Here is a 25461-nt window from a genome sequence, read left to right on the forward strand (position 1 = left end):
GCCAAGCCCGCAGCGGCATCGGCCGTGCCTCGGGGGAGGTCCGCCGACGCCACCAGCCAGTTGCGCCCACGCGCAACTGGCTGACTGCGTTTCCCCCGGGGAGGACTTCCCCCGCGGAGGCCCTTCCCCGCGGAGGACTACGGGCAGCGGATGACCTGGCCGGCGTAGGCGAGCCCGCCGCCGAAGCCGAAGAGCAGCACCGGGTCACCGGATTCGAGCTCGCCGCGCTCGACCAGCTTGCTGAGCGCGAGCGGGATGGAGGCGGCCGAGGTGTTGCCGGATTCGACCACGTCGCGGGCGATCACCGCGTTCGGGGCGCCGAGCTTGTTGGCGATCGCGTCGATGATCCGCAGGTTGGCCTGGTGCGGCACGAAGCCCTTGAGCTCGCTGGGGTCGATCCCGGCCTTGTGGCAGGTCTCCCGGGCCAGTGGGGCGATCTTGGTGGTGGCCCAGCGGAACACGGTCTGGCCGGCCTGGCTGATCGTCGGGTCCCAGCCCGTGATCACCACGGCGTCGCCCTTCTCCGGCTCGGAACCCCAGACCACCGGGCCGATCCCGGCCTGGTCGTCCGGCACCGCCTCCACCACCGCCGCCCCGGCGCCGTCGCCGAAGATCACGCAGGTGGTGCGGTCGGTCCAGTCCAGGGTGTCGGACATCCGCTCGGCGCCGATCACCAGGGCCCGGGTCGCCGCGCCCGCGCGGATCGCGTGGTCGGCCGAGGCCAGCGCGTAGGAGAAGCCGGAGCAGACGGTGTTGATGTCGTACGCGGCCGGGCTGGGCACCCCGAGCCGGGCCGCCACGGCGGCCGCGGTGTTCGGGCTGCGCTCGATCGCGGTGCAGGTGGCGACCACGACCAGGTCGATCTCCTGGGCGTGGCGGCCGCTGTGGGCCAGCGCTTTCTGCGCGGCCTCGGTGGCGAGGTCGACCAGGGTCTCGTCGACCGCGATGTGCCGGGTGCGGATGCCGACCCGACTGCGGATCCACTCGTCGTCGGTGTCGACCAGCTTCGCCAGGTCGTCATTGGTGAGGACCTTGGGCGGCTGGTAGTGGCCGAGCGCCACGATGCGGGAGGCGGTCATACAGCCACTCAACCCGGTTACCGGCGAGTCGGCTGGTGACGCCCTGGCACAAGGTCCGGGCCCGGAAGCTGTAGGAGGCGGACAACGGCCCGTGTGCCCCAAGGGGCGCCGGCTGTATGGTCCGGGGGAAACCGCTGGGTGTCAGGTGGCCAGCGAGGCGGCGTCACCCATGGCTATCACGGGGTGGGCGGCCGGGTCGAGCTGCCTGATCAGCTCGGCCATGTGGTCCTCGGTCAGCGAGACGCAGCCGTGGGTGGGGCCGCCGTGGTCCACGTGCAGCCAGATGCCGCCGCCCTTGGCCGCGCCCTCGGGCTGCCGGGAGTCCAGCGGGGAGTTGCCGGGCACCCGGTTGTAGTTGATCGCGACCACGTAGTCGAAGGAGCCGGCCAGCGGCTCGTTGTTGAAGCCGGTGCCGCCCATCACGAAGGCGTCGTCCTGGCTGTAGGGCAGTCGGCTGCCCGGGTCGGGCTTGCGGCCGCCGGCGTCGGTGAGCGCGAAGACGCCGATCGGGCTGCGCAGGTCGCCGGAGGCGTGGTCCTCCGTCCAGCCCTTGTACGCGTTGTGGGCCGGCCAGCTGGTGCCGGCCGTCCAGCCGGAGCCGTTGCGGGTCCACAGGGTCACGGTGGCGTCCGAGGAGTCCTTGCCGTGGCCGGAGGCGAGCAGCACCTGGTTGGTGCCGGCCGGGATCTTGGCGGCGAAGGCCGGGCCGAGGCCGGGTATCGCGTTGAGGGCGGCGGGGGTGCGGGCCGAACGGTCGGCGGCCGGCGGGTCGGTGTGGCTCGGCTGGTCCGGCGTGGCCGACCCGCTCGGGGCCGGCTGGTCCGGTACGCCGGCGGCGGTCACGGCGGAGGTGGTGCCCCGGCCCGGGCCGACGGTGAACCAGCTCGCGGCGGCGGCCAGCAGCAGCGCCGTGCTGCCCATCACCTTGCCGGCCCGCCGCTTCGGCGGCTTGCGGCGGCGTCCTCGGTGCCCGGCGGGGGCGGCGGTCTCCGGGGCAGCCTGACGGCGACGCTGGCTTGGGGCACGGCGAGTACCGGACATACCGACGATCCTTCCAAAACCACCGGCCCCTGCGGAACCCGTGGCGTGTGGTGAGCCTGTGAGCATACGCGTTCCGTCACATGAACGCCGACCACCAGGAAGGACGCAGGTGGGCGGCCCCGCGGTTGTGTGGGCCCGCCCACAGCGGGGGTGCGACGGCCGGTCAGCTACCGCCGGGTACCGGGGTGCCGGGGATCGTCCGGTTCCGATCGGTGCCGTGAACGGCGGAGAGGCCCCCGGACGGCGTCCGGGGGCCTCTCTCGTACCTGCGGCGTACCTGCCGTCAGAGGCGCATGGCCTGCGGGGTCTCCCGGCGGTTCAGGTCCGGGCCCTCGTACTCGCGGATGATCTCGTAGCGGGTGTTCCGCTCCACCGGGCGGAAGCCCGCGTCGCGGATCAGGCCGAGCAGGTCGTCGCGGCCGAGCTTGTTCGGGGTGCCGAAGTTGTCGGCGTCGTGGGTGATCTTGTACTCGACCACCGAGCCGTCCATGTCGTCGGCGCCGTGGCTGAGCGCCAGCTGGGCGGTGGTGACGCCGTGCATGACCCAGAAGACCTTGACGTGCGGCACGTTGTCGAAGAGCAGCCGGGAGACCGCGAAGGTCTTCAGCGCCTCGGCGCCGGTGGCCATCTCGGTGCGGGCCATCAGCTTGTTGCGGACGATGCCGTCCTTGGAGTCGTGGAAGTCGTGCTGGTAGCGCAGCGGGATGAAGACCTGGAAGCCGCCGGTCTCGTCCTGGAGCTCGCGCAGCCGCAGCACGTGGTCGACCCGGTGGCGGGGCTCCTCGATGTGGCCGTAGAGCATGGTGCAGGGGGTCTTGAGCCCCTTCTCGTGCGCCAGGCGGTGGATCCGCGACCAGTCCTCCCAGTGGGTCTCGTGGTCGACGATGTGCTGGCGCACCTCCCAGTCGAAGATCTCGGCGCCGCCGCCGGTCAGCGACTCCAGGCCGGCGTCGATCAGCTCGTCCAGGATCTCGCCGGCGCTCAGCCCGCTGATCTTCTCGAACCAGTGGATCTCGGTGGCGGTGAAGGCCTTGAGCGAGACGTTCGGCAGGGCGGCCTTGAGCTCGCGCAGGGAGCGCGGGTAGTAGCGCCAGGGCAGCGTCGGGTGCAGGCCGTTGACGATGTGCAGCTCGGTGAGCGACTCGCTCTCCATCGTCTTGGCCAGGCGGACGGCCTCCTCGATCCGCATGGTGTACGCGTCCTTCTCGCCCGGCTTGCGCTGGAACGAGCAGTACGCGCAGGAGGCCGCGCAGACGTTGGTCATGTTGAGGTGGCGGTTGACGTTGAAGTGGACGACGTCGCCGTTCTTCCGCGTCCGCACGAGGTGCGCCAGGCCGCCCAGCCAGGCCAGGTCGTCGCTCTCGTAGAGGGCGATGCCGTCCTCGCGGGTCAGCCGCTCACCCGAGTGGACCTTCGCCTCGAGCTCGCGCTTCAGCCCTGCGTCCATGCGGTTGCCCGCCTCCTCATTCACCATGCCGATTTCACCGTGCCGTCTGACCGCACCGAGCCTACGCCTACCCGGCGAGCAGCTCCGCCAGCAGCTCCGGCGCCAGGTTGCCGCCGCTGACCACCGCGGCGAAGCAGCGGCCGTCCAGCTCCTCGCCCCGGTGCAGGTACGCGGCCGTGGCCACCGCCCCGGAGGGCTCGGCCACCAGCCGCCCGCGCCGGGCCAGCACGGCGACGGTGTCGCGGATCTCCTGCTCGGAGACGGTGACGATGTCGTCCACGTAGGCCAGCAGGTGCTGGAAGGGCAGCTCGCCCACCGAGGTGGTGCGCAGCCCGTCGGCGATGGTCCGGTAGGTGTCGGCCACCGGCCAGCTGATCCGCTCGCCGGCCCGCAGGCTGGCCCGGGCGTCGGCGGCCAGCTCGGGCTCGACCCCGATCACCCGCACGCCCGGGCAGGTCAGCTTGAGCGCGGCGGCCGTGCCGGAGATCAGCCCGCCGCCGCTGACCGGCACCAGCACGGTGTCCAGCTCGTCCGGCGCGTCCTCGCCGATCTCCAGGCCGACGGTGCCCTGACCGGCGATCACGTACGGGTCGTCGTAGGGCGGCACCCAGACGTACCCCTGCTCGGCGGCCAGCTGGGCCGGCAGCACGTCCCGCTCGGCCGGGGGCACCAGGATCACCTCGGCGCCGTAGGCCCGGGTGGCCTCGACCTTCGTCGCCGGGGAGGTGCTCGGCATCACGATCACGGCCTTGATGCCGAGCAGCCCGGCGGCGTATGCCACCGCCTGGGCGTGGTTGCCGCTGGACTGCGCCACCACGCCCCGGGCCCGCTCGGCCTCGCTCAGCGCGGCCAGCCGGTTGTAGGCGCCGCGCAGTTTGAAGGCCCCGGTCGGTTGCAGGCTCTCCGGCTTGAGCCAGAGCCGCCGCTTGCCGTCCGCCGCCCAGGGGCAGGGCAGCAGCGGCGTCCGTACCGCGACCCCGGCGATCCGCCGCTGGGCCGCGCGCAGTTCCTCGACACCGATCAGTGCCAACGCGTCACTCCCCTTCGGCCGTCGGAAGGTCGCTCACTCGGTTCTCCCACTTGGTGGAGAGGACGACCGTGGTGCGGGTGCGGGCCACGCCCTTGGTGCCGGAGAGCCGCTTGACCACCGACTCCAGGCCCTCGACGTTGGAGACCCGCACCTTGAGCATGTACGAGTCGTCGCCCGCGATGAACCAGCAATCCTCGACCTCCCCGAGCTCCTTGAGCCGGTGCGCGACGTCCTCGTGGTCGGCCGCGTCGGTCAGCTGAAGGCCGATCAGGGCGGTGACGCCGAAGCCGAGCGTGGCCGGGTTGACCGTCGCGCGGTAGCCGGTGATCACCCCGGCCTGCTCCAACCGGTTGATCCGGTCCGTGACGCTGGGGCCCGACAACCCGACGAGGCGGCCGAGTTCGGCGTACGACGCGCGCCCGTTCTCCCTCAGCGCCTGGATGAGCTGCCTGTCCACCGTGTCCATATATCCGCCCGCGTCCTTCCGAACCTCACCAGACCCACAGATCAGTATCCGGATTCGAAGGCGTCATGCGCGGATCGACCCGGATATCACAGAGAACATACTCTCCCGTAACGGCCCGGCTTACGCGACCTTGCCTCCCGCGCCCAACTCGCCCTCCCAGCGCCGGTACAGAGCGTGCGGCACCCCGACCGCGTCCAGCACCCGCCCGGCCACGAAGTCCACCAGCTCGCGGGCGGTCGAGCCCCCCGCGTAGAACCCGGGCGAGGCCGGGAGCACCACCGCGCCCTGCGCGTCCAGCTCGACCAGGTGCTTCAACGTCACCCCATTGAGGGGGGTCTCGCGGACGCACACCACCAGCGGGCGCCGCTCCTTGAGCGTGACGCTGGCCACCCGCTGCAGCAGGTCCTTGCTCAGGCCCAGCGCCACCCCGGCCACCGAGCCGGTGCTGGCCGGCACGATCAGCATCCCCTTCGCCGGGTACGAGCCGCTGGAGGGGCCGGCCGCGAAGTCGCCGGCCGGCCAGTAGCGGACGCCGCTCAGGTCGGTGGCCCCGATCCACTCCCGGAGGTCCTGCTCCCAGTGCCCGTCCCGGAAGGAGATCCCGGTCTCGTCCAGGATGGTCAGCCGCGCGGCCCGGCTGACCACCAGGTCCACCGCCTCCCCCGCCGCCAGCAGGGCACGGATGACCGAGGCCGCGTACGGGGTCCCCGACGCCCCGGAGACCCCGACCACCCAGGGCCGGCGGGGGTGTGGGGGTGTGGTCTGTTCGCTGTCCATGCGGTCCATCTTCACCCGGAGACCGGGTGCGGCCCGCTCCGGCGCGGCGGGCCGGGCCTGCGGCGGGGCCCGTACTGGGCCTGCGGCGGGGTTCGTGCCGGGCTCGGCGGCTGCCGCAGAGCGGGCCCGGGCCTGCGGCGGGGCCCGGGCTGGGCTCGGCGGCTGTCGCGGAGCGGGTGCCGCGCGGCAGGATGGGCCCATGGCGCCGACGCTGCTCGACCTCACGCACCCCGTGACCTCCGGCATGCCCGTCTACCCGGGCGACCCCGAAGTGCTGCTCGAACCCGCCCTCACCACGGCCACCGCCGGGGTCAACGTGCTGGCGCTGCACCTGGGCTCGCAGTCCGGCACCCACGTGGATGCGCCGTACCACGTGGACGTCACCTGGCCGACCCTGGACGGGCTGCCGCTCTCGCTCTTCACCGGGCCGGCCGTGCTCGCCGACCTGCGCGGCCTGGCGCCGCGGACGGCGGTGACCCCCGATCAGCTGGCTCCGGCCCTGGACCTGCTCACCCCGGGGGCGGTGCTGCTGCTCGCCACCGGCTGGGCCCGGCACTGGGGCACCGACCACTACCTCGCCCACCCCTACCTCTCCCCCGAGGCGGCCGCCGCCATCGCGGCGGCGGGCGTGCGCACCGTCGGCATGGACGCCCTCAACATCGACCGCACCCCCGACCCGGGCCCGGCCGACCCCGGGGTGGCGGCCCTGCTGGCCGACCTGACCGACGAACACGACCCGGCCGCCGCCGAGCCGTTCTCGCTGGCCGCCCACCGGGCCCTGCTCGGCGCGCCGGGCGGCGCGGTGGTCGCGGAGAACCTCACCGACCTGACCCCACTGCTCGACGCCCAGGCCGCCGGCCGGGGCGTCTCCGTCTCGCTCTTCCCGCTCCGCCTGGTGGCGGCCGACGGCGCCCCGGTCCGAGCCGTGGCCACCCTCGCGGCCGACTGACCCCGGCCTGCGGCCGACCGACCCGCGTCCGGGGCCGACCGACCCACGCCTGCGGCCGACCGAACGGCTCGCGCGGCCGACCGACCCGCGTCCGGGGCCGACCGGCCGGGCCCGCGTGGCCGGCTGACCGGGCCTCAGCTGCCGCGACGGGCATAGGTCTAGACCAAGTCTGGGGCCGCCGCTACCCTCGCTCCATGGGAGAGATCATCGGGGTGGTCGAGCGGATCTGGCGCTACCCGGTCAAATCCACCGGCGGCGAACGGCTCGACTCCGTGGAGGTCGACCCGCGCGGCCTGGCCGGCGACCGGCTGTACGCCGTCCGCGACGGCGAGGGCAGGTTCGGCTCCGGCAAGACCACCCGCCGCTTCCGCCGGATGGACGGCCTGCTCCGCCTCTCCGCCCGCCTCGGCCACCGCCTGGACGCCCCCGTCCTGCTCGACCCCCTCGGCAGCCCGGTCGCCGATCCGACCGCCTTCCTCCGCGCCTACCTCGGCCGGGAGGACGTCGAGCTGGCCCGCGAGGACGCCGTCTCCCACTTCGACCAGCTCCCGGTCTCCGTCCTCACCACCGCCACCCTCGGCTGGCTCCGCAGCGTCCTGCCCGCCACCGTCATCGACGAACGCCGCTTCCGCCCCAACCTCCTGCTCCGCACCCCGCCCGGCACCCCGCCCTTCACCGAAGACACCTGGTGCGGCCACCCCGCCACCACCCGCACCGGCCTCACCCTGCACTTCCTCCGCGCCAGCGAACGCTGCGCCATGACCGGCGCCCCCCAGCCCGGCCTCCCGCACGCCCCCGAGATCCTCCGCACCATCGCCACCCACCACGACAACCGCCTCGACGCCCTGGCCGAGGTCACCCACCCCGGCCGCCTCTCGGTCGGCGACGAGCTACGCCTGGTCTGACCCCAGCTCCGCCGCCCGCCGCAGCAGCAACTGCCGCTCGCGGGCGTTGCCGGCCAGGGCCGCGGCGCGTTCGAGTTCGACGCGGGCCTCGGCGGGGCGGTCGAGCCGGGTGAGGAGGTCGGCGCGCAGGCTCGGCAGCAGGTGGTAGCCCGCCAGGGCCGGGGCCAGGGCGTCGACCAGAGCGAGGGCGGCGGCCGGGCCCTCGGTCATCGAGACGGCCACGGCGCGGTTGAGGGCGACCACGGGGGACGGGGTGAGGGCCGCGAGGCGGTCGTAGAGCGCGAGGATGGTGGGCCAGTCGGTGTCCTGGTAGGTGACGGCCCGGGCGTGGCAGGCGGCGATGGCGGCCTGCAGCCCGTACGGGCCGAGCGGCGCGCCGAGGGCGGTGGCGCGGGCCAGGGCGGCGTAGCCGCGGTGGACGAGCAGGCGGTCCCAGCGGGTGCGGTCCTGGTCGGCGAGCAGCACCGGCTCGCCGTCGGGGCCGGTGCGGGCCGAGGCCCTGGACGCCTGGATCTCGAGCAGGGCGGCCAGGCCGTGCACCTCGGCCTCGGCCGGCATCAGGCCGGCCAGCACCCGGGCCAGCCGCAGCGCGTCCTCGCAGAGCGCGGGCCGCAGCCAGTCGTCCCCGGCGGTGGCCGAGTACCCCTCGTTGAAGATCAGGTAGATGACCTCCAGGACGGAGGAGAGCCGGGCCGCCCGGTCGGCCCCGTACGGCACCTCGTACGGCACGTCGGCCTTGGCCAGGGCCCGCTTGGCCCGGACGATCCGCTGGGCCACCGTCGGCTCGGCGGCCAGGCAGGCCCGGGCGATCTCCTCGGTGGTCAGGCCGCCGAGCAGCCGGAGCGTCAGGGCGATCCGGCCCTCGGTGGAGAGCACCGGGTGGCAGGCCGTGAAGATCAGCCGGAGCAGGTCGTCGTCGATGGACTCGGGGTCGGCGGGCTCCGGGGGCGGCACCGCCTCGACGAGGGTGCGGCCGACCTCGGCCAGCTTGCGGGCGTAGGTCTCCTTGCGGCGGACCAGGTCGACGGCCCGGTGCTTGGCCGTGCTCATCAGCCAGCCGGCCGGGTTGGCCGGCACCCCGTCGCGCGGCCACTGCTCCAGGGCCGCGACCAGCGCGTCCTGCGCCAGCTCCTCGGCGATCCCGACATCCCGGACGGTCCGGGTGACCACCGCGATGATCTTCGGCGACTCGATCCTGAACACGGCTTCGACTGCTGCGCTTGGCTCCGTCACGCCCACCATTGTCCGGCTGGACTGTGTCAACACCTGGCGTCATCGCCCCGCCGCGCCGAATCATGACGCATTAAATCGTTCAAAAAATGACACTTTCAGTCAAGTTTGACGACCAGACGCGCGATGCAGGGGAAAACCGAACAGTTGTGTCTGCCCATGCGACTGATCAACTGGTTCATTTGTGCGCCAGCATGAGCCTCGGATAATGTCCCCCTTGTGAGTGACGACGGGGGAGTTCGTTGACGACAAGGGGGTGCATCATTGATCCATATGAATATTCTGGTCGCCGACCTGGGAACGGCCGGGTCGGCGCGGGATTCACTGGATGACCTGGAGCCACTTTCAGCATCGATCTTAAAGAAAGGCATCAAGGAGCCCATCCTGGTGGATGCGGACATGACGATCCTGAGCGGCCACCGGCGCCGGGCGGCATGTGCGGCACTGGGCCTGGAGTCCGTCCCCTGCTTGAGAGCCGAGGATGTCGTCGAGGCATCAGCCGTGCTACAGGAGCACACGCTCGCAACGACCGCCGAATGCATCGTCCCGATGACAGTCATGGAACGCCTGCGATTGGCCATCAGGCTGCACGCGTTGCCACGACCGGCGGACATCCCGCAAAAGGATTTCTCGTACGACGCCTACACGGGCCCCGCAGTGGGAATGCCCTCCCGCTCGTACTGGAGAATTCGGTCGACCTTCTTCAAGACCCGCCTGGGCGACTCCGACCCGACCGGGGAGAGCCAGCGCGCGCAGCAGGTGCTCGATCTGATGCTGGACGCCGTCGACTTCGATTTCGCCGGCCGATCGTCGGCCAAGATGATCGAGGATCTGCACAACATCTTGCTTCACGGTGGCGACATCCCCATCTCGCTCGACCATATTGCCGTCAAGGTCAAGAAGGCTGCGCCCTACCTGCCGACGCTCCCACGTGAGCGGCAGGCCGGCTCTTCCGGCGCCACCTCCACAAGGCGGTCGGCGGCCGAGATCAGGCGGGCAGTGGACACGATCTCCGGCGCCTGTGTCGGAATCGCCCGCTTCACCGAGATCGGACCACTGTCCAAGACCGAACGCACCTACCTACGGCGCGAGATCCGGGACGCACGACACGTCCTGCTGAAGCTCGATGAGCTGATCAAGGGAGCAGAGATTGCCTGACGAGTCATACCCGGTGCCAGCGGATTCCGGACGTACAACGGCCTTCGAGCTGATCCCGCCGAACATGGTCAAGACCGACGGGAGGGTGAACACCAGACCGGTCGACCGCTCCTGGGTCGCCCGGAAGCTCCGGGAGGGATTCGATCCGGAGCGGATCGGAGTCCCGAGTGTCTCGGCACGCCTGGACGGCACCTACGTCTGGTTGGACGGCCAGAACCGTGGCGCTCTCTGCCGAGCCGCAGGGCATGACGAAAAAGCCGTCAACATGAAAGTGTTCCGCGGCTTGAGCCTGGAGCAGGAAGCCGAGTTATTCCTGGGCCTCAACGACAACCGGCGCGTCGCGCCCATCTACCGGTTCATGGCCGAGTACACCGCAGGCCGGCCGGAGGCGGTGGAGATCGTCGGCATCGCGACCGACCAGGGGTGGACGATCTCCGACGGTGGGGCCCCCAATGCCATTCACGCCGTCGCCGCCCTCTCGACCGTCTACCGGTCAAGCGCCGAAACCCCGGGCACGACCCTACGAGATGTCCTCAGGATCGTGTCGGAGTCCTGGGGGTACTCCCCTGAGGGGGTGAACGCACACTTGCTGCTCGGGCTGGCATCGGTCCTGAACGGCGAGACGGAGGCGGAGATCGACCACGCCACCCTGATCCGGAAGCTGGCGGCCCACGGCGGTGGACCGTCCAGCATCCTCGGCAAGGGACGCGGGCTGCGCGACGCCATGGGCTGCAAGGTGACCGAAGGCGTCGATCAAGTCATCAGGGGGATTTACAACTCCGGCAGGCGAGGGCGCTCCTCCCGGCTGGAGACGTGGAACTCCCGCGGTTCGCGCCGGGATCCCGGCCAGGAGAAGCCCTGAGCCTGACCCATGATCGCGCCTGAAGGCCCGCTGATGTCATCAGCGGGCCTTCAGGCGTGCGCTGCGAAGCTCAGCCTTCGGCGATCTCGCGGAGCTCGGCGGCCACCGTCCACTCGGCCGGGTGGATGGCGAGGAAGCGGTTGGTCCACTCCAGGGCCTCGGCCTTGTCCTTGCACTGCATGATGGCGTACCCGCCGACGACCTCCTTGGTCTCGGTGAAGGGGCCGTCGGTGTAGGCGAGCCTGCCCTCGGACCAGGTGATCCGGGTGGCCTGGGCGGTGGGGGTGAGACCGGCCGTGTCGAGCATGACGCCGGCCTTGGTGATCTCCTCCAGGAGGGCGCCCATCTTCTGCTCGAAGTCGGCGGGGAAGTCCTTCGGGGGCAGCTGGCTCTCGTCGATCCGGATCATCGAAAGGAAGCGCGGCATGGTGACTCCTCGGTCGGGGAGCGGGGCCTGCCCCCGCTCTCACCTGTGTGTCGAACGGGGACGGGCCGGATCGACAGCTCCGCCGAAGAAATCCGGAAAACTTTCCGCCGACCCGGCCTACCGGGCCCTGACCAGGCAGAACGGGTGGCCCGCCGGGTCCACGTAGACCCGGAAGTCGGTCTCCGCGTCCTTGCGGACGGCCCCGAGCTCCAGTACCCGCGCCTCCGCCGCGTCCAGGTCGTCCACCTCCAGGTCGAGGTGGAGCTGCTGCGGGTGCGCCGGGTCGGGCCAGCGCGGCGGGCGGAAGTCCTCGACCCGCTGGAAGCCGAGCACCAGGCCGCCGGGCGCGTGCACCGTGGACCATTCGGTGTCCAGCGACCAGCGCGGGTCGGGCCGGTCCACCTCGCCCCCGAGCAGGGCGGCGTAGAAGTGCGCCAGCCCCGCCGGGTAGTGACAGTCGAGAACCACGCACTGCAGTCTGCCGATCACCCTTCCAGGATAGGCAGCGCAGCCCGCCGGAGGGCCCTCACACGCCCGGGGCCGCCGGTCGGGCACCGCGGCGGCGGGTGAGCAGCCGCTGGCAGGGCTTCTCGACGAACTCGTGCAGCGCGAAGGCCCCGACCAGGGAGACCGAGAAGACCGCGACCAGGTTCGGCACGGTGGCGATCGGCGGGTGGTGCCGGAAGACCTCGTTGCCGGTGACCATCACCAGCTCGTGCACCAGGTAGAAGGCGAAGGAGGCCTCGCCGAGGTAGACCAGGTGGCGTTGGCGGAAGACCGAGCGGGTGCCGCGCGAGTCGGCCCGCCCGGCGGCGGCGACCAGCAGCGTGTACGGGACGATCGTGGCGGCCGCGTAGTGCATCGGCTCGGGCAGGTGGTGCACGCCCCAGAGCAGGGCGACCAGCGCGAGGGCGGAGCTGACCGTGAGGCCGGGGCCGCGCCAGTGGCCCTCCTTGACCAGCAGGGCCAGCGCCACGCCGATCGTGAACTCGACCAGCCGGGTGGCCGGGAGCATGTAGACGGGGTAGCTGGGCTTGACCGCCGGCATCAGGTCGAGCCACCCCAGCACCGGCGGGAGGAGCAGGACGAAGGCGTTGCCGCCCAGCACCACGCCCCAGCGGCCCCGGGGCGAGAGCCGGCGGACCAGCGCGAGGGCGAACGGGAAGCAGAGGTAGAAGAACGCCTCGCAGCTGAGCGACCAGGAGACCCCGTTGAAGCCGAACCAGTACTCGCGGGAGTTCGGCACCCAGGCCTGGGTGAGCGTCAGGTTGGCGAGGGCCACCGGCAGCCGCAGCTGCCCGCCCACCCAGAGGTAGAAGGCCAGCGCGAGCAGGAAGGTGGCCAGGTGGCTCGGGTATATCTTGGCGAACCGCCGCCACCAGAACCGGCCCTTGCGCTCGCCCGGCCGGGCCGACCAGGCGAGCACGAAGCCGGAGAGCAGGTAGAAGAACGAGACGGCCGAGACCCCGCCGTAGGTGAGCTGCCAGACCGTGTCCCGGCTCTCCCGGGTGCCGAAGAAGGTGTCCTCGTTCGCGAAGTGGTAGACGAAGATCAGCCCGGCGGCGAACATCCGGAGCCCGGTCAGCGAATCGAGCCGCCGTCCCGGCCGGGCCGGCCCCGCCGTCGGTCCGGCGGCTGGCAGGCGGACGGCCTCAGCGGTGTGCACGTGTCTCCCCCACGTCGACGGCCCGGCCGACGGGTGGTGGGAGGCCGGCCAGGTCCGTCCGCGATCCTAGGATCTCCTTATACGGACGGCCTGACCGGGTGTCAGACTCCCAGGCCGCGGATCACCAGGTCGAGCAGCGTGCAGAGGAAGAGCGAGACCCCGACGAAGCCGTTGGTGGTGAAGAAGGCCCGGTTGAGCCGGGAGAGGTCGCCGGGCTTGACGATCGAGTGCTCGTAGAGGAAGGCCCCGACCACCACGGCGATGCCCACCCAGAAGGCCGCACCGGCCCCGGTGAGGACGCCGTACCAGACCAGCAGCCCGGTGGTGATCACGTGGCAGACCCGGGCGCCGTACAGCGCCCCGGCGATGCCGAACCGGGCCGGCACCGAGCGGACGCCCTCGGCGCGGTCGGCCGCCACGTCCTGGCAGCCGAAGATCAGGTCGAAGCCGCCGATCCAGACGCCGACCGCCAGACCGAGCACCACGGCCTCCCAGGACCAGCTGCCGGTGACGGCCAGCCAGGCCCCGATCGGGCCCATCGCCTGGGCCACGCCCAGGATCGCGTGCGGGAAGTCGGTGAAGCGCTTGCCGTACGGGTAGACCACCATCGGCACCACCGCGACCGGCGCCAGCGCCAGGCAGAGCGGGTTGAGCAGCGCGGCGGCCCCGAGGAAGACCAGCAGGGCGATCGCCGAGCCGACGTACGCGGTGCGCAGCGAGACCGCGCCGGTGACCAGCTCGCGGCCGGCGGTGCGCGGGTTCCGGGCGTCGATCTCGCGGTCGATGATCCGGTTGGCGGCCATCGCGAAGGTGCGCAGGCCGACCATGCAGACGGTGACGATCAGCAGCTGGGCCCAGTGCACCCGCTTGTCGTCCAGGTACATCGCGGTCAGCGCGGCGATGTACGCGAAGGGGAGGGCGAAGACCGAGTGCTCGATCATGACGAGTCTGAGGAAGGCCTTGGCCGGGCCCGGGGTGACGGCGGCAGCGGTGCTCACAGTCCGTACTCCTTCCAGCGGCGGTCGACGAGGGTGGCGGTGGCCGGGTCGGAGGAGACCATCTCGGGCCAGCCGCCGTCCCGGGTGTAGCCCTCCTCGGGGAGCTTGCGGGTGGCGTCGATGCCCGCCTTGCCGCCCCAGAACTGCTGGTAGGAGGCGTGGTCGAGGTGGTCGACCGGGCCCTCGACCACGGTGAGGTCGCGGCTGTAGTCGGTGTTGCCCAGCGCCCGCCAGGCGACCTCCTGGTAGTCGTGGACGTCGCAGTCCGCGTCCACCACGATGATCAGCTTGGTCAGCGACATCATGTGGGCGCCCCAGATGGCGTGCATCACCTTCTGGGCGTGCTTGGGGTACTTCTTGTCGATCGAGACGATCACGCAGTTGTGGAAGCCGCCGGCCTCGGGCAGGTCGTAGTCGACGATGTCCGGGATGATGATCTTCAGCAGCGGCAGGAAGAACCGCTCGGTGAACTTGCCCAGCGGGCCGTCCTCGGTCGGCGGGCGGCCGACCACGATCGACTGGAGCAGGGGCCGCTTGCGCATGGTGACGCAGTCGATGGTCAGCGCCGGGAAGGGCTCCTGCGGGGTGTAGAAGCCGGTGTGGTCGCCGAACGGCCCCTCCGGCAGCATCTCGCCCGGCTCCAGCCAGCCCTCCAGCACCACCTCGGCGTCGGCGGGCACCTGGAGCGGCACGGTCTTGCAGTCCACCATCCGCACCCGCTCGCCCGCGACGAACCCGGCGAACAGGTACTCGTCGATGTCGCCCGGCAGCGGCGCGGTGGCCGCGTAGGTGACGGCCGGCGGGCAGCCGAAGGCGATCGCGACCGGGAGCTTCTCGCCGCGCTTGGCGGCCACCGCGTAGTGGTTGCGGCTGTCCTTGTGGATCTGCCAGTGCATGCCGATGGTCCGCCTGTCGTGCCGCTGCAGGCGGTACAGACCGAGGTTGCGGATGCCGGTGTCCGGGTCCTTGGTGTGGGTCAGGCCCAGGTTGAAGAAGGACCCGCCGTCCAGCGGCCAGGTGAAGAGGGCCGGCAGGTCGTCCAGGTCGACGTCCTCACCGGTGAGCACGACCTCCTGGACGGGCGCGTCGCCGGACTTCACGTTCTTCGGCGGCACGTGCGCCATCGAGGAGAGCTTGCCGAAGGCGTCCCGGAAGCCGGTGAAGCCCTGCGGCAGCTCCGGCTTGAGCAGACCGGCGATCTTCTCCGCGATGTCGTCCGGCGACTTGAGGCCGAGCGCCTTGGCCAGCCGGCGCTCGGTGCCGAACACGTTCATCGCCAGCGGGACGGAGCAGCCCTTGACGTTCTCGAAGAGCAGCGCCGGTCCCTTGGCCTTCTGGACGCGGTCGACGATCTCGCCGATCTCCAGATAGGGGTCGACCTCGGCCTTGATCCGCCTGAGGTCGCCCTCACGCTCGAGGGCCCGGAGGAATGAGCGGAGATCGTCGTATGCCATGCGTGTCAGTATCCGATACGCGCGGCCCGGAGCACGCACGCGGGGCACGCTCGGGGGGCTCGAACGGCTAGCCTGGGGCCCGCCCGCACCGTCCACTCCGGGGAGACCGTCGCCGTGCTGAGGATCCTGCCGTCGCTGCTCGTCATCGCCCTCTGGATCTGGGCCTTCATCGACTGCGTGACCACCCCCGAGCGCGAGGTCCGGCACCTGCCGAAGGTGGTCTGGGTGATCGTGGTGCTGCTCTTCCCGCTGGTCGGTTCGGTGGCCTGGGTGGTGGCCGGCCGCCGCCGTCGGCCCAGGGCCGCGGCCGGGCCGATGGTGGCCCCGGACGACAACCCCGAGTTCCTCGCCTCCCTCGACCACAGGCTGCGCGAGCAGGACGACCCCGAGAAGCCCTGACCCCCGGCGGGCCCCGGCCGCCCCGAGCGGGCCGCCGCCGCCCCGGCCGCGCCGCCGAGCCGGGCGTTTGGCGCATCCCTACGAGTCCGCGCCTCAAACCCGTCACGTGCCGTTCACCCCGGACGGCCCGTCGCCCCCGGCGCGCGCCACGGCGGCGCGCCCTCGACACGCCGCCGCGCCACCCGTCTGACCTGCGACTACAGCGAAACCCCCGGCGCGCCTGAAGCGCGGTGTGCTGAGGGCCGATCACGCCCCGATCGCGGCTCGTGCCCGTACGCCTTCTGTCAGGCCCTTACATGTTCTGGGGCTCGACCTTGTACGAAATCGACGCCGAAATCGGGGTGTGCTCCCTCGTAGTGTCGTAAGTGAAGAAGTGTTCGCTGCAGCAGCCACCGCCCCAGCAGGTCGGCCGCCGGACAGTTCCCACAGACTTGGAGTGGTTCGACATGACGGTTCTGCACGAGGCGCAGGTCGGCGACGAGATCCCCGAGATCCCGGCCGACGCGCACGGGCGGGTCGCCGAGCTGCGGGACCTTCGGGACAAGGTCCGGCGCGGCCCCAGCGAGAAGGCCACCGAAGCCCAGCACGCCAAGGGCAAGCTCACCGCCCGCGAGCGGATCGAGCTCCTCCTCGACGAAGGCTCCTTCCACGAGATCGAGCCGCTGCGCCGCCACCGCGCCACCGGCTTCGGCCTGGAGGCCAAGAAGCCCCACACCGACGGCGTCATCGTCGGCTGGGGCACCGTCCACGGCCGCACCGTCTTCACCTACGCCCACGACTTCCGGATCTTCGGCGGCGCCCTCGGCGAGGCCCACGCCCAGAAGATCCACAAGATCATGGACATGGCCATCGCCGCCGGCGCACCCCTGGTGTCGCTGAACGACGGCGCCGGCGCCCGCATCCAGGAGGGCGTCACCGCGCTGGCCGGCTACGGCGGCATCTTCCAGCGCAACACCCGCGCCTCCGGCGTCATCCCCCAGATCTCCGTCATGCTCGGCCCCTGCGCCGGCGGCGCCGCCTACTCCCCGGCGCTCACCGACTTCATCTTCATGGTCCGCGAGACCTCACAGATGTTCATCACCGGCCCCGACGTCGTCCAGGCCGTCACCGGCGAGAAGATCACCCAGAACGGCCTCGGCGGCGCCGACGTCCACTCCGGCGTCTCCGGCGTCTCCCACTTCGCCTACGACGACGAGCAGTCCTGCATCGAGGAGGTCCGCTACCTCCTCTCCCTGCTCCCGCAGAACAACCGCGAGATGCCCCCGGCCGTCCCCACCGACGACCCGGTCGAGCGCCGCAACGACTCGCTGCTCGACCTGGTGCCGGCCGACGGCAACCGCCCCTACGACATGCGCAAGGTCATCGAGGAGATCGTCGACCACGGCGAGTACCTCGAGGTCCACGAGCGCTGGGCCACCAACGTGCTGTGCGTGCTGGCCCGGATCGACGGCCACGTCACCGGCATCATCGCCAACCAGCCCCAGTCGCTGGCCGGCGTGCTGGACATCAACGCCTCCGAGAAGGCCGCGCGCTTCGTGCAGATGTGCGACGCCTTCAACATCCCGCTGGTCACCATGCTCGACGTGCCCGGCTTCCTGCCCGGCGTCGACCAGGAGCACGACGGCATCATCCGCCACGGCGCCAAGCTGCTCTACGCGTACTGCAACGCCACCGTGCCGCGGATCCAGCTGATCCTGCGCAAGGCCTACGGCGGCGCGTACATCGTGATGGACTCGCGCTCCATCGGCGCGGACCTGTCCTTCGCCTGGCCCACCAACGAGATCGCGGTGATGGGCGCCGAGGGCGCCGCCAACGTGATCTTCCGCCGGGACATCGCCGGCTCCGAGGACCCGGAGGCCACCCGGGCGCAGAAGATCAAGGAGTACAAGAGCGAGCTGATGCACCCGTACTACGCGGCCGAGCGCGGCCTCGTGGACGACGTGATCGACCCGGCCGAGACCCGCGCCGTGCTCGCCTCCTCGCTCGCCATGCTCCGCACCAAGCACGCCGACCTGCCCAGCCGCAAGCACGGCAACCCGCCGATGTAGTCAGGTCTCCACCCAGCACCAGGCTCCTGCCAGCCGAATCCATCTCGCACCGGGGGAGAAACCCACACCATGACCGCTGACATCAAGATCACCCGCGGCTCGCTGAACGACGAGGAGCTGGCCGCCCTCACCGCCGTCCTGCTGGCCCGCGCCGCCGCCGGCCAGGCCGCCGCCGCGGCCACCGTGATCGAGCCCATCGCCCGCTGGCAGCGCCTGGAGCGCCGCCCGGCCTACTACTCCCCCGTCAGCTGGCAGCAGGCGGCGTAACGCCCCTGCCGCCCGGCGGCACCCGAACGGCCACCCCCTCCCCAGGGGGTGGCCGTTCGGCGTTTCGATGCGGAGGCCGTACAACCTTCCCGCAATCAAGGCGGTCTGACGGGACGAAGTACCGTCCACTCACTTCGTCACCAGGGGATCCCAACCGTGCGCCTGCGCCACCTGGCCGGTCTCGCGACCGCCACCGTCATCACCCTCGGGATCGGCCTGCCGCTCCCCGCCGCCGTGGCGGCCTCCGCCGAGGCAGACCCCGTCTTCGCCTCCATGGGGATAGGCAGCACCGACGGGCCGCTCGAATACGGCGTCGGATTCGACGCCACCAGCCCGTCGCCGATCGTCAAGAAGACCCTCGACTTCGGCGACGGCACCGTGCTGGACGTCACCGACCAGCACTCGGCCACCCACGCCTACACCAGCGAGGGCAACTACACCGTCACCTTCACCGCCACGGACAAGGACGGCCACACCGGGCACTACTCCCAGGTCATCCCTGCCTCCTACCGCCCGACGACCTACACGCCCGTGCCGCCGAGCCGGCTGCTCGACACCCGGCAGGCCGGCCACCACGCGCTCGGCGCCGACCAGACCGTCACCTTCAAGGTGCCGTCGGTCCCGACCGCGACGACCCCGATCCGGCCGACCGCCGTGGTGCTCAACGTCACCGCCGTGGACAACAACGGCGCCAGCTTCCTGACGGCCTACCCGGCCGGCAGCCCGCGACCGGCCACCTCGAACGTCAACTTCGGGCCGAAGCAGGTGGTGCCGAACCTGGTCACCGTCCCGGTCAGCGCCGACGGCAGCGTGACCGTCTACAACAAGGCCGGTTCGGCCGACGTCGTGGTGGACGAGTTCGGCGTCTACGCGTACCGGGGCGACTACTTCACCGCCCAGGCCCCCACCCGCCTCCTGGACACCCGCACGAGCCACCGGGTCGGGCCGGACGGCGAGGTGGCGATCCAGGTGGCCGGGGTCAACGGCGTGCCGGCCGACGCCACCGCCGCCGTGCTGAACGTGACCACCACCGGCTCCGACGCACCGAGCTACCTCACCGCCTACCCGAGCGGCACCGACCGCCCCGGCACCTCGAACCTCAACTTCACCGCCGGCCAGACCGTCGCCAACCAGGCGATCGTGCCGATCGGCAAGGACGGCAAGGTCCGGGTCTACAACCACAGCGGCAGCACCCAGGTGATCGCCGACCTCTTCGGCTACTACGGCCACGGCGCCGGGGCGCAGTTCACCGCGACCACCCCCAAGCGCCTGGTCGACACCCGCACCGGCAAGGGCACCCCGGTCGGGCCCGGCGCCACCCTCGCCGTCCCGACCGGTGTGCCCACCGGCTCGACCGGGGCCGTGCTCAACGTGACGGCCACCGCGCCCACCACTCCCGGCTACCTGACCGTCTTCGCCGACAAGGCCACGCGCCCGGCCACCAGCAACCTCAACTTCCTGGCCGGCCAGACCGTGCCGAACCACGTCACCACCCCGCTCGGCGCGAACGGCGCCTTCGACGTCTACAACTTCAACGGCAGCACCCAGGTGATCGCCGACCTCTTCGGCTACTTCACCAAGTAGGCAGCACCCGAAGGGCCCCTGGAGACCGTCCGGTCTCCAGGGGCCCTTCCGGTGTCCGCCAGGCGCCGCTAAGCCGCCGTCAGGGCTGCCGAGCGGCCCTCGTGCATGGTGTGGAGGTTGGCGGCCAGCCGCTGCGGGTCCTGGCTGAGCCAGAGGCGGACGGCGGCGCCGAGGACGGCGCTGGCCGAGCCGAGGCGGACGCCGGTGGCCTGGGCGACCCGGGCGGCGGCCAGGACCAGGAGGTCGGAGAGGGCCGCCGGGAGCCAGACGGTCTGGGCGCAGGGGGCCGGCGGCGTGAGGGCCGCCAGGAAGCGGTAGGCGTCGGCAGTGCTGGCCACCGTCGGCAGCACGTCCAGGAGGCCGTCGGCGACCACCTCCGAGACGTCGCTGCGGTGACCCTGCGCCAGCCTGCGCAGCAGCGCCCGCTCACCCGCGGTGATCCGGACGGTCAGCATGACCTCGTCGCACTCCATCGCGCGGCCCTTCCTCGCGGCTTTCGCGGCTTCTCCACCATCGGCACAGGTGCTCCGCCGGGCGTGTCCCGAAACCTCGCGCCTCGGGACTACGCCGACTGGAGCCGGTCTTTCGTCAGGTCGGCCCTCAGCCGACACCCGCGTACGAGTGCTTGCCGGTGACGAAGATGTTGACGCCGTAGTAGTTGAACAGGTAGCAGGCGAAGGCCAGCAGGACCAGGTACGCGGCCTTGCGGCCCTTCCACCCGGCGGTGGCACGGGCGTGCAGGTAGGCGGCGTAGACCACCCAGGTGATGAAGGACCAGGTCTCCTTCGGGTCCCACTCCCAGTACTTGCCCCAGGCCGCCTCGGCCCAGATCGCGCCCGCGATGATGGTGAAGGTCCAGAGCGGGAAGACCACCGCGTTGATCCGGTACGAGAGCTTGTCCAGCGAGGAGGCGGCAGGCAGCCGCTGCCAGATCGAGGCCGAGGTGCCGAGCGGACCGGTGGTCAGGCCCGCCGCGATCCGGCGGTCGTAGGAGTCCTTGCCCAGGTAGAGCACGGTGGCGACGAAGCCGGCGTAGAGCGCGCCACCGCAGATGATCGCGGCGGAGACGTGGATGGCCAGCCAGTACGAGTGCAGGGCGGGCACGAGCTGCTCGGAGGCGGTGTAGAGCACGCTGACCGCGAGGCCGAGGGTCAGCACCACGGCGACGGTGACCGGCAGGCCGAGCCAGCGGACGTTCTTCTTGGCGAGCAGCAGGCCGAGGTACACCAGCACCATCGTGAGGCCGAAGGCGCAGGAGAACTCGTACATGTTGCCCCACGGCGGCCGGTTGACCGACAGGCCGCGGGTGACCACGCCGCCCAGGTGCAGCAGCGCGCCCAGGACGGTCAGCGAGATGGCGATCCGCCCCGCGAGGTCACCCTTCTCGCTGTCGCCCGCCGCGCCCGGGCCGTCGGGCCGATCGTCCTCACCGCGGCCGCTGGTGACCACGGTGGCGCCCGCGTCGGCCAGCGCCGTGCGGGTCAGCGTGGTGGTGCCGCCACCGGCCGCGGCGACCGTGACGGTCACCTTGCGAGCGCCTTCGGAGGCCTGGGCGGCGGCCACCGTCTCGGCCAGGGTGGCCTGTTCGGTGGAGCGGACGGCGATGGCGCCCTTGCTGCCGAAGGTCCACTCGAAGATGTGGGCGAACATGGCGAGCAGGTACACGGCCATCGCCGCGTAGATCAGCTTGTTGGACAGGTCGGCCAGTTGCAGGTCGACCCCGGCGGCGGCGAGAGGCACCGTCTACTCCTTGGCTTGCTGGTCAGCGGGGCGGGCAGGGTCAGTTGCGGTGGGTGCTGCGGGGCTGTCTGCCGAGCTGTCCTCGTCGAGCGCCGGCGCCTCCGCCTGGAGGTCGACGGCGATCTCGGCCAGCTCCTCGGCGATCTTCGCCGACTCGCTGCGGGCCAGGCCGGCCACCTCGACCAGGGTGCGGCCGTCCGGCGTGGCGGTGGCCCGGATCCAGATCCGGCGGCGCTGCACGAAGAGCGAGCCGATCAGGCCGAGGATCGCGCAGACGGCGCCGGTGAGCGCCACCGCGTTGCCCGGGCGGTGCGAGACGGTGAAGCTGGCCCACTGCTGGTACCCCTCGAAGGTCACCGAGCCGTAGCCGTCCGGCAGGGTCCAGCCCTGGCCCGGCTTGAGCTTCACGATCGCGGGCTGGCCGTTGACCGTGAGCTGGGTGACGCCCTTGGGGTCGAGCTGGTAGACGTTCTGCGGCAGACCCGAGTCGGTGCGCAGGTCACCGGCGAAGGCCCGGAGCACCAGCGCGGGGTCGGCCGCGTCCGGGAAGAGCGAGATCGGGCCGGTCTTGTCGAAGCTGGCCGGGGCGGTGGGCAGGAAGTAGCCGTTCAGCGCCAGCTGGGTCTTCTTGCCGTCCTTCTCACCGTAGTCGTTGACCTTGATCACGCCGGTCGAGGTGAGGTTGGCGTCCTGCGGCAGGAAGGCCGTCGGGCCGGTGTACACCTTCTGGCCGGCCGCGTTCTTGACCGTGACGACCGGGGCGTAGCCGTGGCCGATCAGGAAGACCTTGCTGCCGCCGATCTCCAACGGGTGGTTGACCTCGATGTCGCCCTTGGTGGTCTTCGAGCTGTCGTCGCCCGTCCAGTAACGGATGTGCGCGGTGAACTGCCGGGCGCTGCCGATCTGGTCGCCGGTGGTCTGGTACCTGGCGGTGAAGCCGTCCAGCTTGAAGCCGAAGGCGTCCAGGTCCTCGGGGGTGTAGAAGGCCGAGCCGGTGAAGTCGTCCAGCTGGGTCATGGTGTTCGAGTAGCCCTGGCCCTCGATCACCAGCTTGCCGCCCTGGCCGCTGGCCAGGGCGGCCCAGCCGAAGCCGGCCACCAGGGCGAACAGCGAGAAGTGGAAGAGCAGGTTGCCGACCTCGCGCAGGTAGCCCTTCTCGGCCGAGACGGCGCCCCCGCCCAGGTGGCTGCGGAAGCCGCGCTTCTTCAGGTGCTGGTACGCGGCGGTGTTGACCGCCTTGGCATCGGCGCCGGTGTGCCAGGCTGCGTAGACCGGCATCCGGGTCAGGGTGCCGGGGGCGGCCGGGGGCTGGGCCCGCAGCACGCCGACGAACTGCCAGGTGCGCGGGACGATGCAGCCCGCCAGCGAGATGAAGAGCAGCAGGTAGATCGCCGAGAACCAGACCGAGCTGTAGACGTCGAACAGCTGGAGCTTCTCGTAGAGCGGGGTGATGCCCTTGTGGGCCTGCTTCCAGGTGTCGACCTTGAAGCTGTTCTGGCTGTTCTGCGGGATCAGCGAGCCGGGGATGGCGGCCAGCGAGAGCATGAACAGCAGGATCAGCGCGACCCGCATCGAGGTGAGCTGCCGCCAGATCCAGCGGAGCCAGCCGAGCACGCCTATCCCGGCGGGGCCGTCGCTCTCCACCGGCGCGCTGCTCAGCCGCTCGGCCGAGAGCTCGTCAGCCGCCGGGCGGGCGCCGGGTTCGGCGTCCGGCGCGTCCTCCGGGGGGCGGGTGCGGGTGTCGCTCACGGTCAGATTCCGATCGAGGTGGAGGCGAAGGTGCTCTGCAGCTGGCTGATCATCGCGTCCCAGGCCCCCGTGACGAGCAGCAGGCCGACGGCGACCAGCATGCCGCCCCCGATCCGCATCACCCACTGGTAGTGCTGCTTGATCCAGCCGAACGCGCCGAGCGCACGGCGGAACGCGAGCGCGGCCAGGATGAACGGTACGCCGAGCCCGAGGCAGTAGAAGACCATCAGCAGCGCGCCGCGCGCCGGGTCGGCCTGGTTCCAGGCCAGCCCCTGGATCGCCCCGAGGGTCGGGCCCATGCACGGGGTCCAGCCCACGCCGAAGACGATGCCGAGCAGCGGCGCCCCGGCCAGGCCCACGGTGGGGCGCCGGTGGGTGCGGAACTCACGCATGCTCAGGCCGGGCACCAGGCCCATGAAGGCCAGGCCCAGCAGGATGGTGAGCAGCCCGAGGACCACGCTGATGACCTGCTTGTGCTCCTGCAGGGTCATGCCGAAGTAGCCGAAGAGCGCGCCGCCGGAGACGAAGACGGCGGTGAAGCCGAGCATGAACAGCACCGAGCCGAGCAGCATCCGCCCGCGCTTGGCGCCCTTGGCGTCGGCGAGGTCGGCGGCGGAGAAGCCGGTGATGTAGCTCAGGTAGCCGGGCACCAGCGGCAGCACGCAGGGCGAGAAGAAGGAGACCAGCCCGGCGGCCAGCGCCACCGGGACGGCCAGCAGGATCGCCCCGCTGCTGACGACGCTCGCACCGTCTGCCAGGGAGGCGGCCTGGCCGGCGAGGAGTGCGCCGCTCACTGCTGCTTCTCGGCGACGATCGGCTTGAGCAGGTTCTCCAGGTCCTCCGAGGAGAGCGCCCGGAGCGAACGGGCGGCCAGCTTGCCGTCCCGGTCGACCACGATGGTGGAGGGGATGGCCTGCGGGTTGAGGCTGCCCTTGGGGAACTTGAGGATCTGGGTGCCGTCCGGGTCGTACAGGCTCGGGTAGGTGATGCCGAAGTTCTTCTCGAAGGCGATCGCGTTGCCCGGGTCGGTGTCCCGGGTGTTGATGCCGAGGAACTGCACGCCCTGGCCCTGGTACTTCTGCGCGACCTCTTCCAGACCCTTGGCCTCGGCCCGGCACGGGCCGCACCAGGAGCCCCAGACGTTGAGCACCACGACCTTGCCCTTGTAGTCGGCCAGGGCCGCCTTGCCGCCGTCCAGGGTGGCGCCGCCGATCTCCGGAGCGTCCTGCCGGTGGCCGGCCGTGGTGGTGTCGAGGCCGCCCTTGCCGGTGATGAAACCGGTCTGCCCGCCACCGCCGGAGGCGCCCGAGGAACAGGCACCGAGGGTCAGCGCGGCGGTGGCCGCGACCACGGCGAGCAGGGCGGTGCGGCGGCGATTGGTCCCAGACATGTGAAAAGTTTCGCATGGGACTTCAGGCCCTCGGAGGGGGGTCCGGCCTTGTCGGTCGGACCCCCTCTGACCTGCGGCGATCGTACTTATGATCCGTTTATGTCCCGTAGGGTCCCGGCGGGGCCGCCGTTACGCCCCGAAGCTCTTGCCGACCGGCTTGTCGCCCTTCTTGCCCTTGCCGATCAGGTGGGCCGGCAGCAGGTCGCGGGCGGGCTCGGAGTAGCCGACCGAGACGAGCTTGTCGCCCTCGTAGGTGAAGCTGGTGAGGGAGGCCAGCGAGCACTGCCGGTTGCGCGGGTCGTGCCAGAGCCGGCGCTTCTCGGCGAAGGAGCGCACCGTCCAGATCGGCAGCTGGTGGCTCACGCAGACCGCCTCGTGCCCCCGGGCCGCGTCGCGCGCCGCCGCGAGCGCGGCCATCATCCGCACCGCCTGCTCGAGGTACGGCTCGCCCCAGGAGGGCTTGAACGGGTTGGTGAGGTAGCGCCAGTACCCCGGGTTCTTCAGCGAGCCGTCGCCGACGCCGAAGGTCTTGCCCTGGAAGATGTTGTCGGCCTCGATCAGCCGCTCGTCGGCGGCGATCTCCAGGCCGTGGCTCTTGCCGATCGGCGCGGCCGTCTCCTGGGCGCGCTCCAGCGGGGAGGCGACCACATACGTGATGTCGCGCCCGGCCAGGTGGTCGGCGACCCGGTCGGCCATCTCCCGGCCGAGCTCGGAGAGGTGGTAGCCCGGCAGGCGCCCGTAGAGGATGCCCTCCGGGTTGTGCACCTCGCCGTGCCGCATCAGGTGGACGACGGT

Annotated in this window: 26 protein-coding genes; 8 read left to right on the forward strand and 18 right to left on the reverse strand. The window is 71.4% G+C overall.

The features are described from left to right. Nucleotides 1-137: 137 nt before the first annotated feature. The 6 genes from CFP65_RS15455 to CFP65_RS15480 all read right to left on the reverse strand — a co-directional run bounded on the left by CFP65_RS15455 (nucleotide 138) and on the right by CFP65_RS15480 (nucleotide 5840). Nucleotides 138-1079, reverse strand: coding sequence for a beta-ketoacyl-ACP synthase III (locus tag CFP65_RS15455; RefSeq protein WP_104816644.1), 942 nt, complete (start codon nucleotides 1077-1079; stop codon nucleotides 138-140). A 141-nt stretch (nucleotides 1080-1220) separates the two neighbouring features. Beyond that, the gene (locus tag CFP65_RS15460) at nucleotides 1221-2120 is read right to left on the reverse strand and encodes a L,D-transpeptidase family protein (RefSeq protein WP_104816645.1); all 900 of its coding nucleotides are present in this window, start codon (nucleotides 2118-2120) and stop codon (nucleotides 1221-1223) included. Nucleotides 2121-2403: 283 nt separating this feature from the next. Continuing rightward, nucleotides 2404-3567, reverse strand: coding sequence for an aminofutalosine synthase MqnE (gene mqnE / locus CFP65_RS15465; protein WP_104820896.1), 1164 nt, complete (start codon nucleotides 3565-3567; stop codon nucleotides 2404-2406). Between the two features lie 67 nt (nucleotides 3568-3634). Beyond that, complete coding sequence (locus tag CFP65_RS15470) at nucleotides 3635-4597, reverse strand: threonine/serine dehydratase (protein ID WP_104816646.1); 963 nt, start codon at nucleotides 4595-4597, stop codon at nucleotides 3635-3637. Between the two features lie 4 nt (nucleotides 4598-4601). Beyond that, nucleotides 4602-5063: an Lrp/AsnC family transcriptional regulator gene (locus CFP65_RS15475; RefSeq protein WP_104816647.1), complete on the reverse strand. Its 462-nt coding sequence runs from the start codon at nucleotides 5061-5063 to the stop codon at nucleotides 4602-4604. A gap of 120 nt (nucleotides 5064-5183) precedes the next feature. Then, on the reverse strand, nucleotides 5184-5840 hold the full coding sequence (locus CFP65_RS15480) for a UbiX family flavin prenyltransferase (protein WP_371682419.1): 657 nt from the start codon (nucleotides 5838-5840) through the stop codon (nucleotides 5184-5186). A gap of 199 nt (nucleotides 5841-6039) precedes the next feature. Here CFP65_RS15480 and CFP65_RS15485 point away from each other — a divergent pair, with 199 nt between their 5' ends. Both CFP65_RS15485 and CFP65_RS15490 read left to right on the forward strand, forming a co-directional pair. After that, on the forward strand, nucleotides 6040-6789 hold the full coding sequence (locus CFP65_RS15485; protein ID WP_104816648.1) for a cyclase family protein: 750 nt from the start codon (nucleotides 6040-6042) through the stop codon (nucleotides 6787-6789). Nucleotides 6790-6983: 194 nt separating this feature from the next. After that, nucleotides 6984-7694, forward strand: a complete 711-nt coding sequence (locus CFP65_RS15490; RefSeq protein ID WP_104816649.1) for an MOSC domain-containing protein — start codon at nucleotides 6984-6986, stop codon at nucleotides 7692-7694. On the opposite strand, the gene CFP65_RS15495 is transcribed toward CFP65_RS15490, so the two are convergent. Continuing rightward, nucleotides 7680-8927 carry an RNA polymerase sigma factor gene (locus CFP65_RS15495; protein WP_254552405.1) on the reverse strand — a complete coding sequence of 416 codons (1248 nt, stop codon included), beginning with the start codon at nucleotides 8925-8927 and terminating at the stop codon, nucleotides 7680-7682. The genes CFP65_RS15490 and CFP65_RS15495 overlap by 15 nt on opposite strands. 270 nt (nucleotides 8928-9197) lie before the next feature. On the opposite strand from CFP65_RS15495, the gene CFP65_RS15500 reads away from it, so the two are divergent. Together CFP65_RS15500 and CFP65_RS15505 are read left to right on the forward strand one after the other, a co-directional pair. Next, nucleotides 9198-10082 (forward strand): ParB N-terminal domain-containing protein, encoded by an 885-nt coding sequence (locus CFP65_RS15500; protein ID WP_104816651.1) that lies wholly within the window; start codon nucleotides 9198-9200, stop codon nucleotides 10080-10082. A gap of 64 nt (nucleotides 10083-10146) precedes the next feature. Further along, nucleotides 10147-10944: a DUF6551 family protein gene (locus CFP65_RS15505; RefSeq protein WP_104816652.1), complete on the forward strand. Its 798-nt coding sequence runs from the start codon at nucleotides 10147-10149 to the stop codon at nucleotides 10942-10944. 70 nt (nucleotides 10945-11014) lie between these two features. Here the strand turns inward: CFP65_RS15505 and CFP65_RS15510 are convergent, their stop codons facing one another. The 5 genes from CFP65_RS15510 to CFP65_RS15530 form a co-directional block, all read right to left on the reverse strand. After that, nucleotides 11015-11371, reverse strand: a complete 357-nt coding sequence (locus tag CFP65_RS15510; RefSeq protein WP_104816653.1) for a YciI family protein — start codon at nucleotides 11369-11371, stop codon at nucleotides 11015-11017. Nucleotides 11372-11488: 117 nt separating this feature from the next. After that, entirely contained in the window at nucleotides 11489-11860 is a 372-nt protein-coding gene (locus CFP65_RS15515; protein ID WP_104816654.1) for a VOC family protein, read from the reverse strand. A 37-nt stretch (nucleotides 11861-11897) separates the two neighbouring features. Continuing rightward, complete coding sequence (locus CFP65_RS15520) at nucleotides 11898-13037, reverse strand: acyltransferase (RefSeq protein ID WP_104816655.1); 1140 nt, start codon at nucleotides 13035-13037, stop codon at nucleotides 11898-11900. 101 nt (nucleotides 13038-13138) lie between these two features. Further along, entirely contained in the window at nucleotides 13139-14035 is an 897-nt protein-coding gene (mqnP, locus tag CFP65_RS15525; protein ID WP_174805538.1) for a menaquinone biosynthesis prenyltransferase MqnP, read from the reverse strand. After that, a complete protein-coding gene (locus tag CFP65_RS15530) occupies nucleotides 14032-15489 on the reverse strand; it encodes a menaquinone biosynthesis decarboxylase (protein WP_104816657.1) in 1458 nt (485 codons plus the stop codon). The genes mqnP and CFP65_RS15530 overlap by 4 nt, the downstream gene beginning before the upstream one ends. A 114-nt stretch (nucleotides 15490-15603) precedes the next feature. Here CFP65_RS15530 and CFP65_RS15535 point away from each other — a divergent pair, with 114 nt between their 5' ends. The 4 genes from CFP65_RS15535 (at nucleotide 15604) to CFP65_RS15550 (ending at nucleotide 19787) form a co-directional block, all read left to right on the forward strand. Then, the gene (locus CFP65_RS15535) at nucleotides 15604-15888 is read left to right on the forward strand and encodes a PLDc N-terminal domain-containing protein (RefSeq protein WP_104816658.1); all 285 of its coding nucleotides are present in this window, start codon (nucleotides 15604-15606) and stop codon (nucleotides 15886-15888) included. Between the two features lie 446 nt (nucleotides 15889-16334). Further along, complete coding sequence (locus CFP65_RS15540; RefSeq protein WP_104816659.1) at nucleotides 16335-17936, forward strand: acyl-CoA carboxylase subunit beta; 1602 nt, start codon at nucleotides 16335-16337, stop codon at nucleotides 17934-17936. A 69-nt stretch (nucleotides 17937-18005) separates the two neighbouring features. Continuing rightward, complete coding sequence (locus CFP65_RS15545) at nucleotides 18006-18203, forward strand: acyl-CoA carboxylase epsilon subunit (protein WP_104816660.1); 198 nt, start codon at nucleotides 18006-18008, stop codon at nucleotides 18201-18203. Nucleotides 18204-18359: 156 nt separating this feature from the next. After that, complete coding sequence (locus tag CFP65_RS15550) at nucleotides 18360-19787, forward strand: PKD domain-containing protein (RefSeq protein WP_104816661.1); 1428 nt, start codon at nucleotides 18360-18362, stop codon at nucleotides 19785-19787. 68 nt (nucleotides 19788-19855) lie between these two features. On the opposite strand, the gene CFP65_RS15555 is transcribed toward CFP65_RS15550, so the two are convergent. From CFP65_RS15555 to CFP65_RS15580, 6 genes are all read right to left on the reverse strand, one after another. Continuing rightward, complete coding sequence (locus CFP65_RS15555; protein ID WP_104816662.1) at nucleotides 19856-20260, reverse strand: hypothetical protein; 405 nt, start codon at nucleotides 20258-20260, stop codon at nucleotides 19856-19858. A gap of 127 nt (nucleotides 20261-20387) precedes the next feature. Beyond that, the gene (gene ccsB, locus CFP65_RS15560; protein WP_254552406.1) at nucleotides 20388-21527 is read right to left on the reverse strand and encodes a c-type cytochrome biogenesis protein CcsB; all 1140 of its coding nucleotides are present in this window, start codon (nucleotides 21525-21527) and stop codon (nucleotides 20388-20390) included. Nucleotides 21528-21530: 3 nt separating this feature from the next. Next, nucleotides 21531-23276 carry a cytochrome c biogenesis protein ResB gene (locus CFP65_RS15565; protein WP_104816663.1) on the reverse strand — a complete coding sequence of 582 codons (1746 nt, stop codon included), beginning with the start codon at nucleotides 23274-23276 and terminating at the stop codon, nucleotides 21531-21533. Between the two features lie 2 nt (nucleotides 23277-23278). Continuing rightward, nucleotides 23279-24070, reverse strand: coding sequence for a cytochrome c biogenesis CcdA family protein (locus CFP65_RS15570; protein WP_104816664.1), 792 nt, complete (start codon nucleotides 24068-24070; stop codon nucleotides 23279-23281). Beyond that, complete coding sequence (locus tag CFP65_RS15575) at nucleotides 24067-24666, reverse strand: TlpA disulfide reductase family protein (protein ID WP_104816665.1); 600 nt, start codon at nucleotides 24664-24666, stop codon at nucleotides 24067-24069. The genes CFP65_RS15570 and CFP65_RS15575 overlap by 4 nt, the downstream gene beginning before the upstream one ends. Nucleotides 24667-24795: 129 nt before the next feature. Next, nucleotides 24796-25446: a histidine phosphatase family protein gene (locus tag CFP65_RS15580; protein ID WP_104820899.1), complete on the reverse strand. Its 651-nt coding sequence runs from the start codon at nucleotides 25444-25446 to the stop codon at nucleotides 24796-24798. Between the last annotated feature and the right edge of the window lie 15 nt (nucleotides 25447-25461).

This window comes from Kitasatospora sp. MMS16-BH015, assembly GCF_002943525.1.
Lineage (GTDB): Bacteria > Actinomycetota > Actinomycetes > Streptomycetales > Streptomycetaceae > Kitasatospora.

Coding starts and splice junctions, on each gene's coding strand:
- CFP65_RS15475 (WP_104816647.1), bottom strand. CDS start 5,063: ATGGACACGGTGGACAGGCAGCTCATCCAGGCGCTGAGGGAGAACGGG.
- CFP65_RS15555 (WP_104816662.1), bottom strand. CDS start 20,260: ATGGAGTGCGACGAGGTCATGCTGACCGTCCGGATCACCGCGGGTGAG.
- CFP65_RS15510 (WP_104816653.1), bottom strand. CDS start 11,371: ATGCCGCGCTTCCTTTCGATGATCCGGATCGACGAGAGCCAGCTGCCC.
- mqnE (WP_104820896.1), bottom strand. CDS start 3,567: ATGGACGCAGGGCTGAAGCGCGAGCTCGAGGCGAAGGTCCACTCGGGT.
- CFP65_RS15575 (WP_104816665.1), bottom strand. CDS start 24,666: ATGTCTGGGACCAATCGCCGCCGCACCGCCCTGCTCGCCGTGGTCGCG.
- CFP65_RS15485 (WP_104816648.1), top strand. CDS start 6,040: ATGGCGCCGACGCTGCTCGACCTCACGCACCCCGTGACCTCCGGCATG.
- CFP65_RS15505 (WP_104816652.1), top strand. CDS start 10,147: ATGGTCAAGACCGACGGGAGGGTGAACACCAGACCGGTCGACCGCTCC.
- CFP65_RS15455 (WP_104816644.1), bottom strand. CDS start 1,079: ATGACCGCCTCCCGCATCGTGGCGCTCGGCCACTACCAGCCGCCCAAG.
- CFP65_RS15545 (WP_104816660.1), top strand. CDS start 18,006: ATGACCGCTGACATCAAGATCACCCGCGGCTCGCTGAACGACGAGGAG.
- CFP65_RS15480 (WP_371682419.1), bottom strand. CDS start 5,840: ATGGACAGCGAACAGACCACACCCCCACACCCCCGCCGGCCCTGGGTG.
- CFP65_RS15580 (WP_104820899.1), bottom strand. CDS start 25,446: ATGCGGCACGGCGAGGTGCACAACCCGGAGGGCATCCTCTACGGGCGC.
- CFP65_RS15530 (WP_104816657.1), bottom strand. CDS start 15,489: ATGGCATACGACGATCTCCGCTCATTCCTCCGGGCCCTCGAGCGTGAG.
- CFP65_RS15460 (WP_104816645.1), bottom strand. CDS start 2,120: ATGTCCGGTACTCGCCGTGCCCCAAGCCAGCGTCGCCGTCAGGCTGCC.
- CFP65_RS15490 (WP_104816649.1), top strand. CDS start 6,984: ATGGGAGAGATCATCGGGGTGGTCGAGCGGATCTGGCGCTACCCGGTC.
- CFP65_RS15500 (WP_104816651.1), top strand. CDS start 9,198: ATGAATATTCTGGTCGCCGACCTGGGAACGGCCGGGTCGGCGCGGGAT.
- CFP65_RS15540 (WP_104816659.1), top strand. CDS start 16,335: ATGACGGTTCTGCACGAGGCGCAGGTCGGCGACGAGATCCCCGAGATC.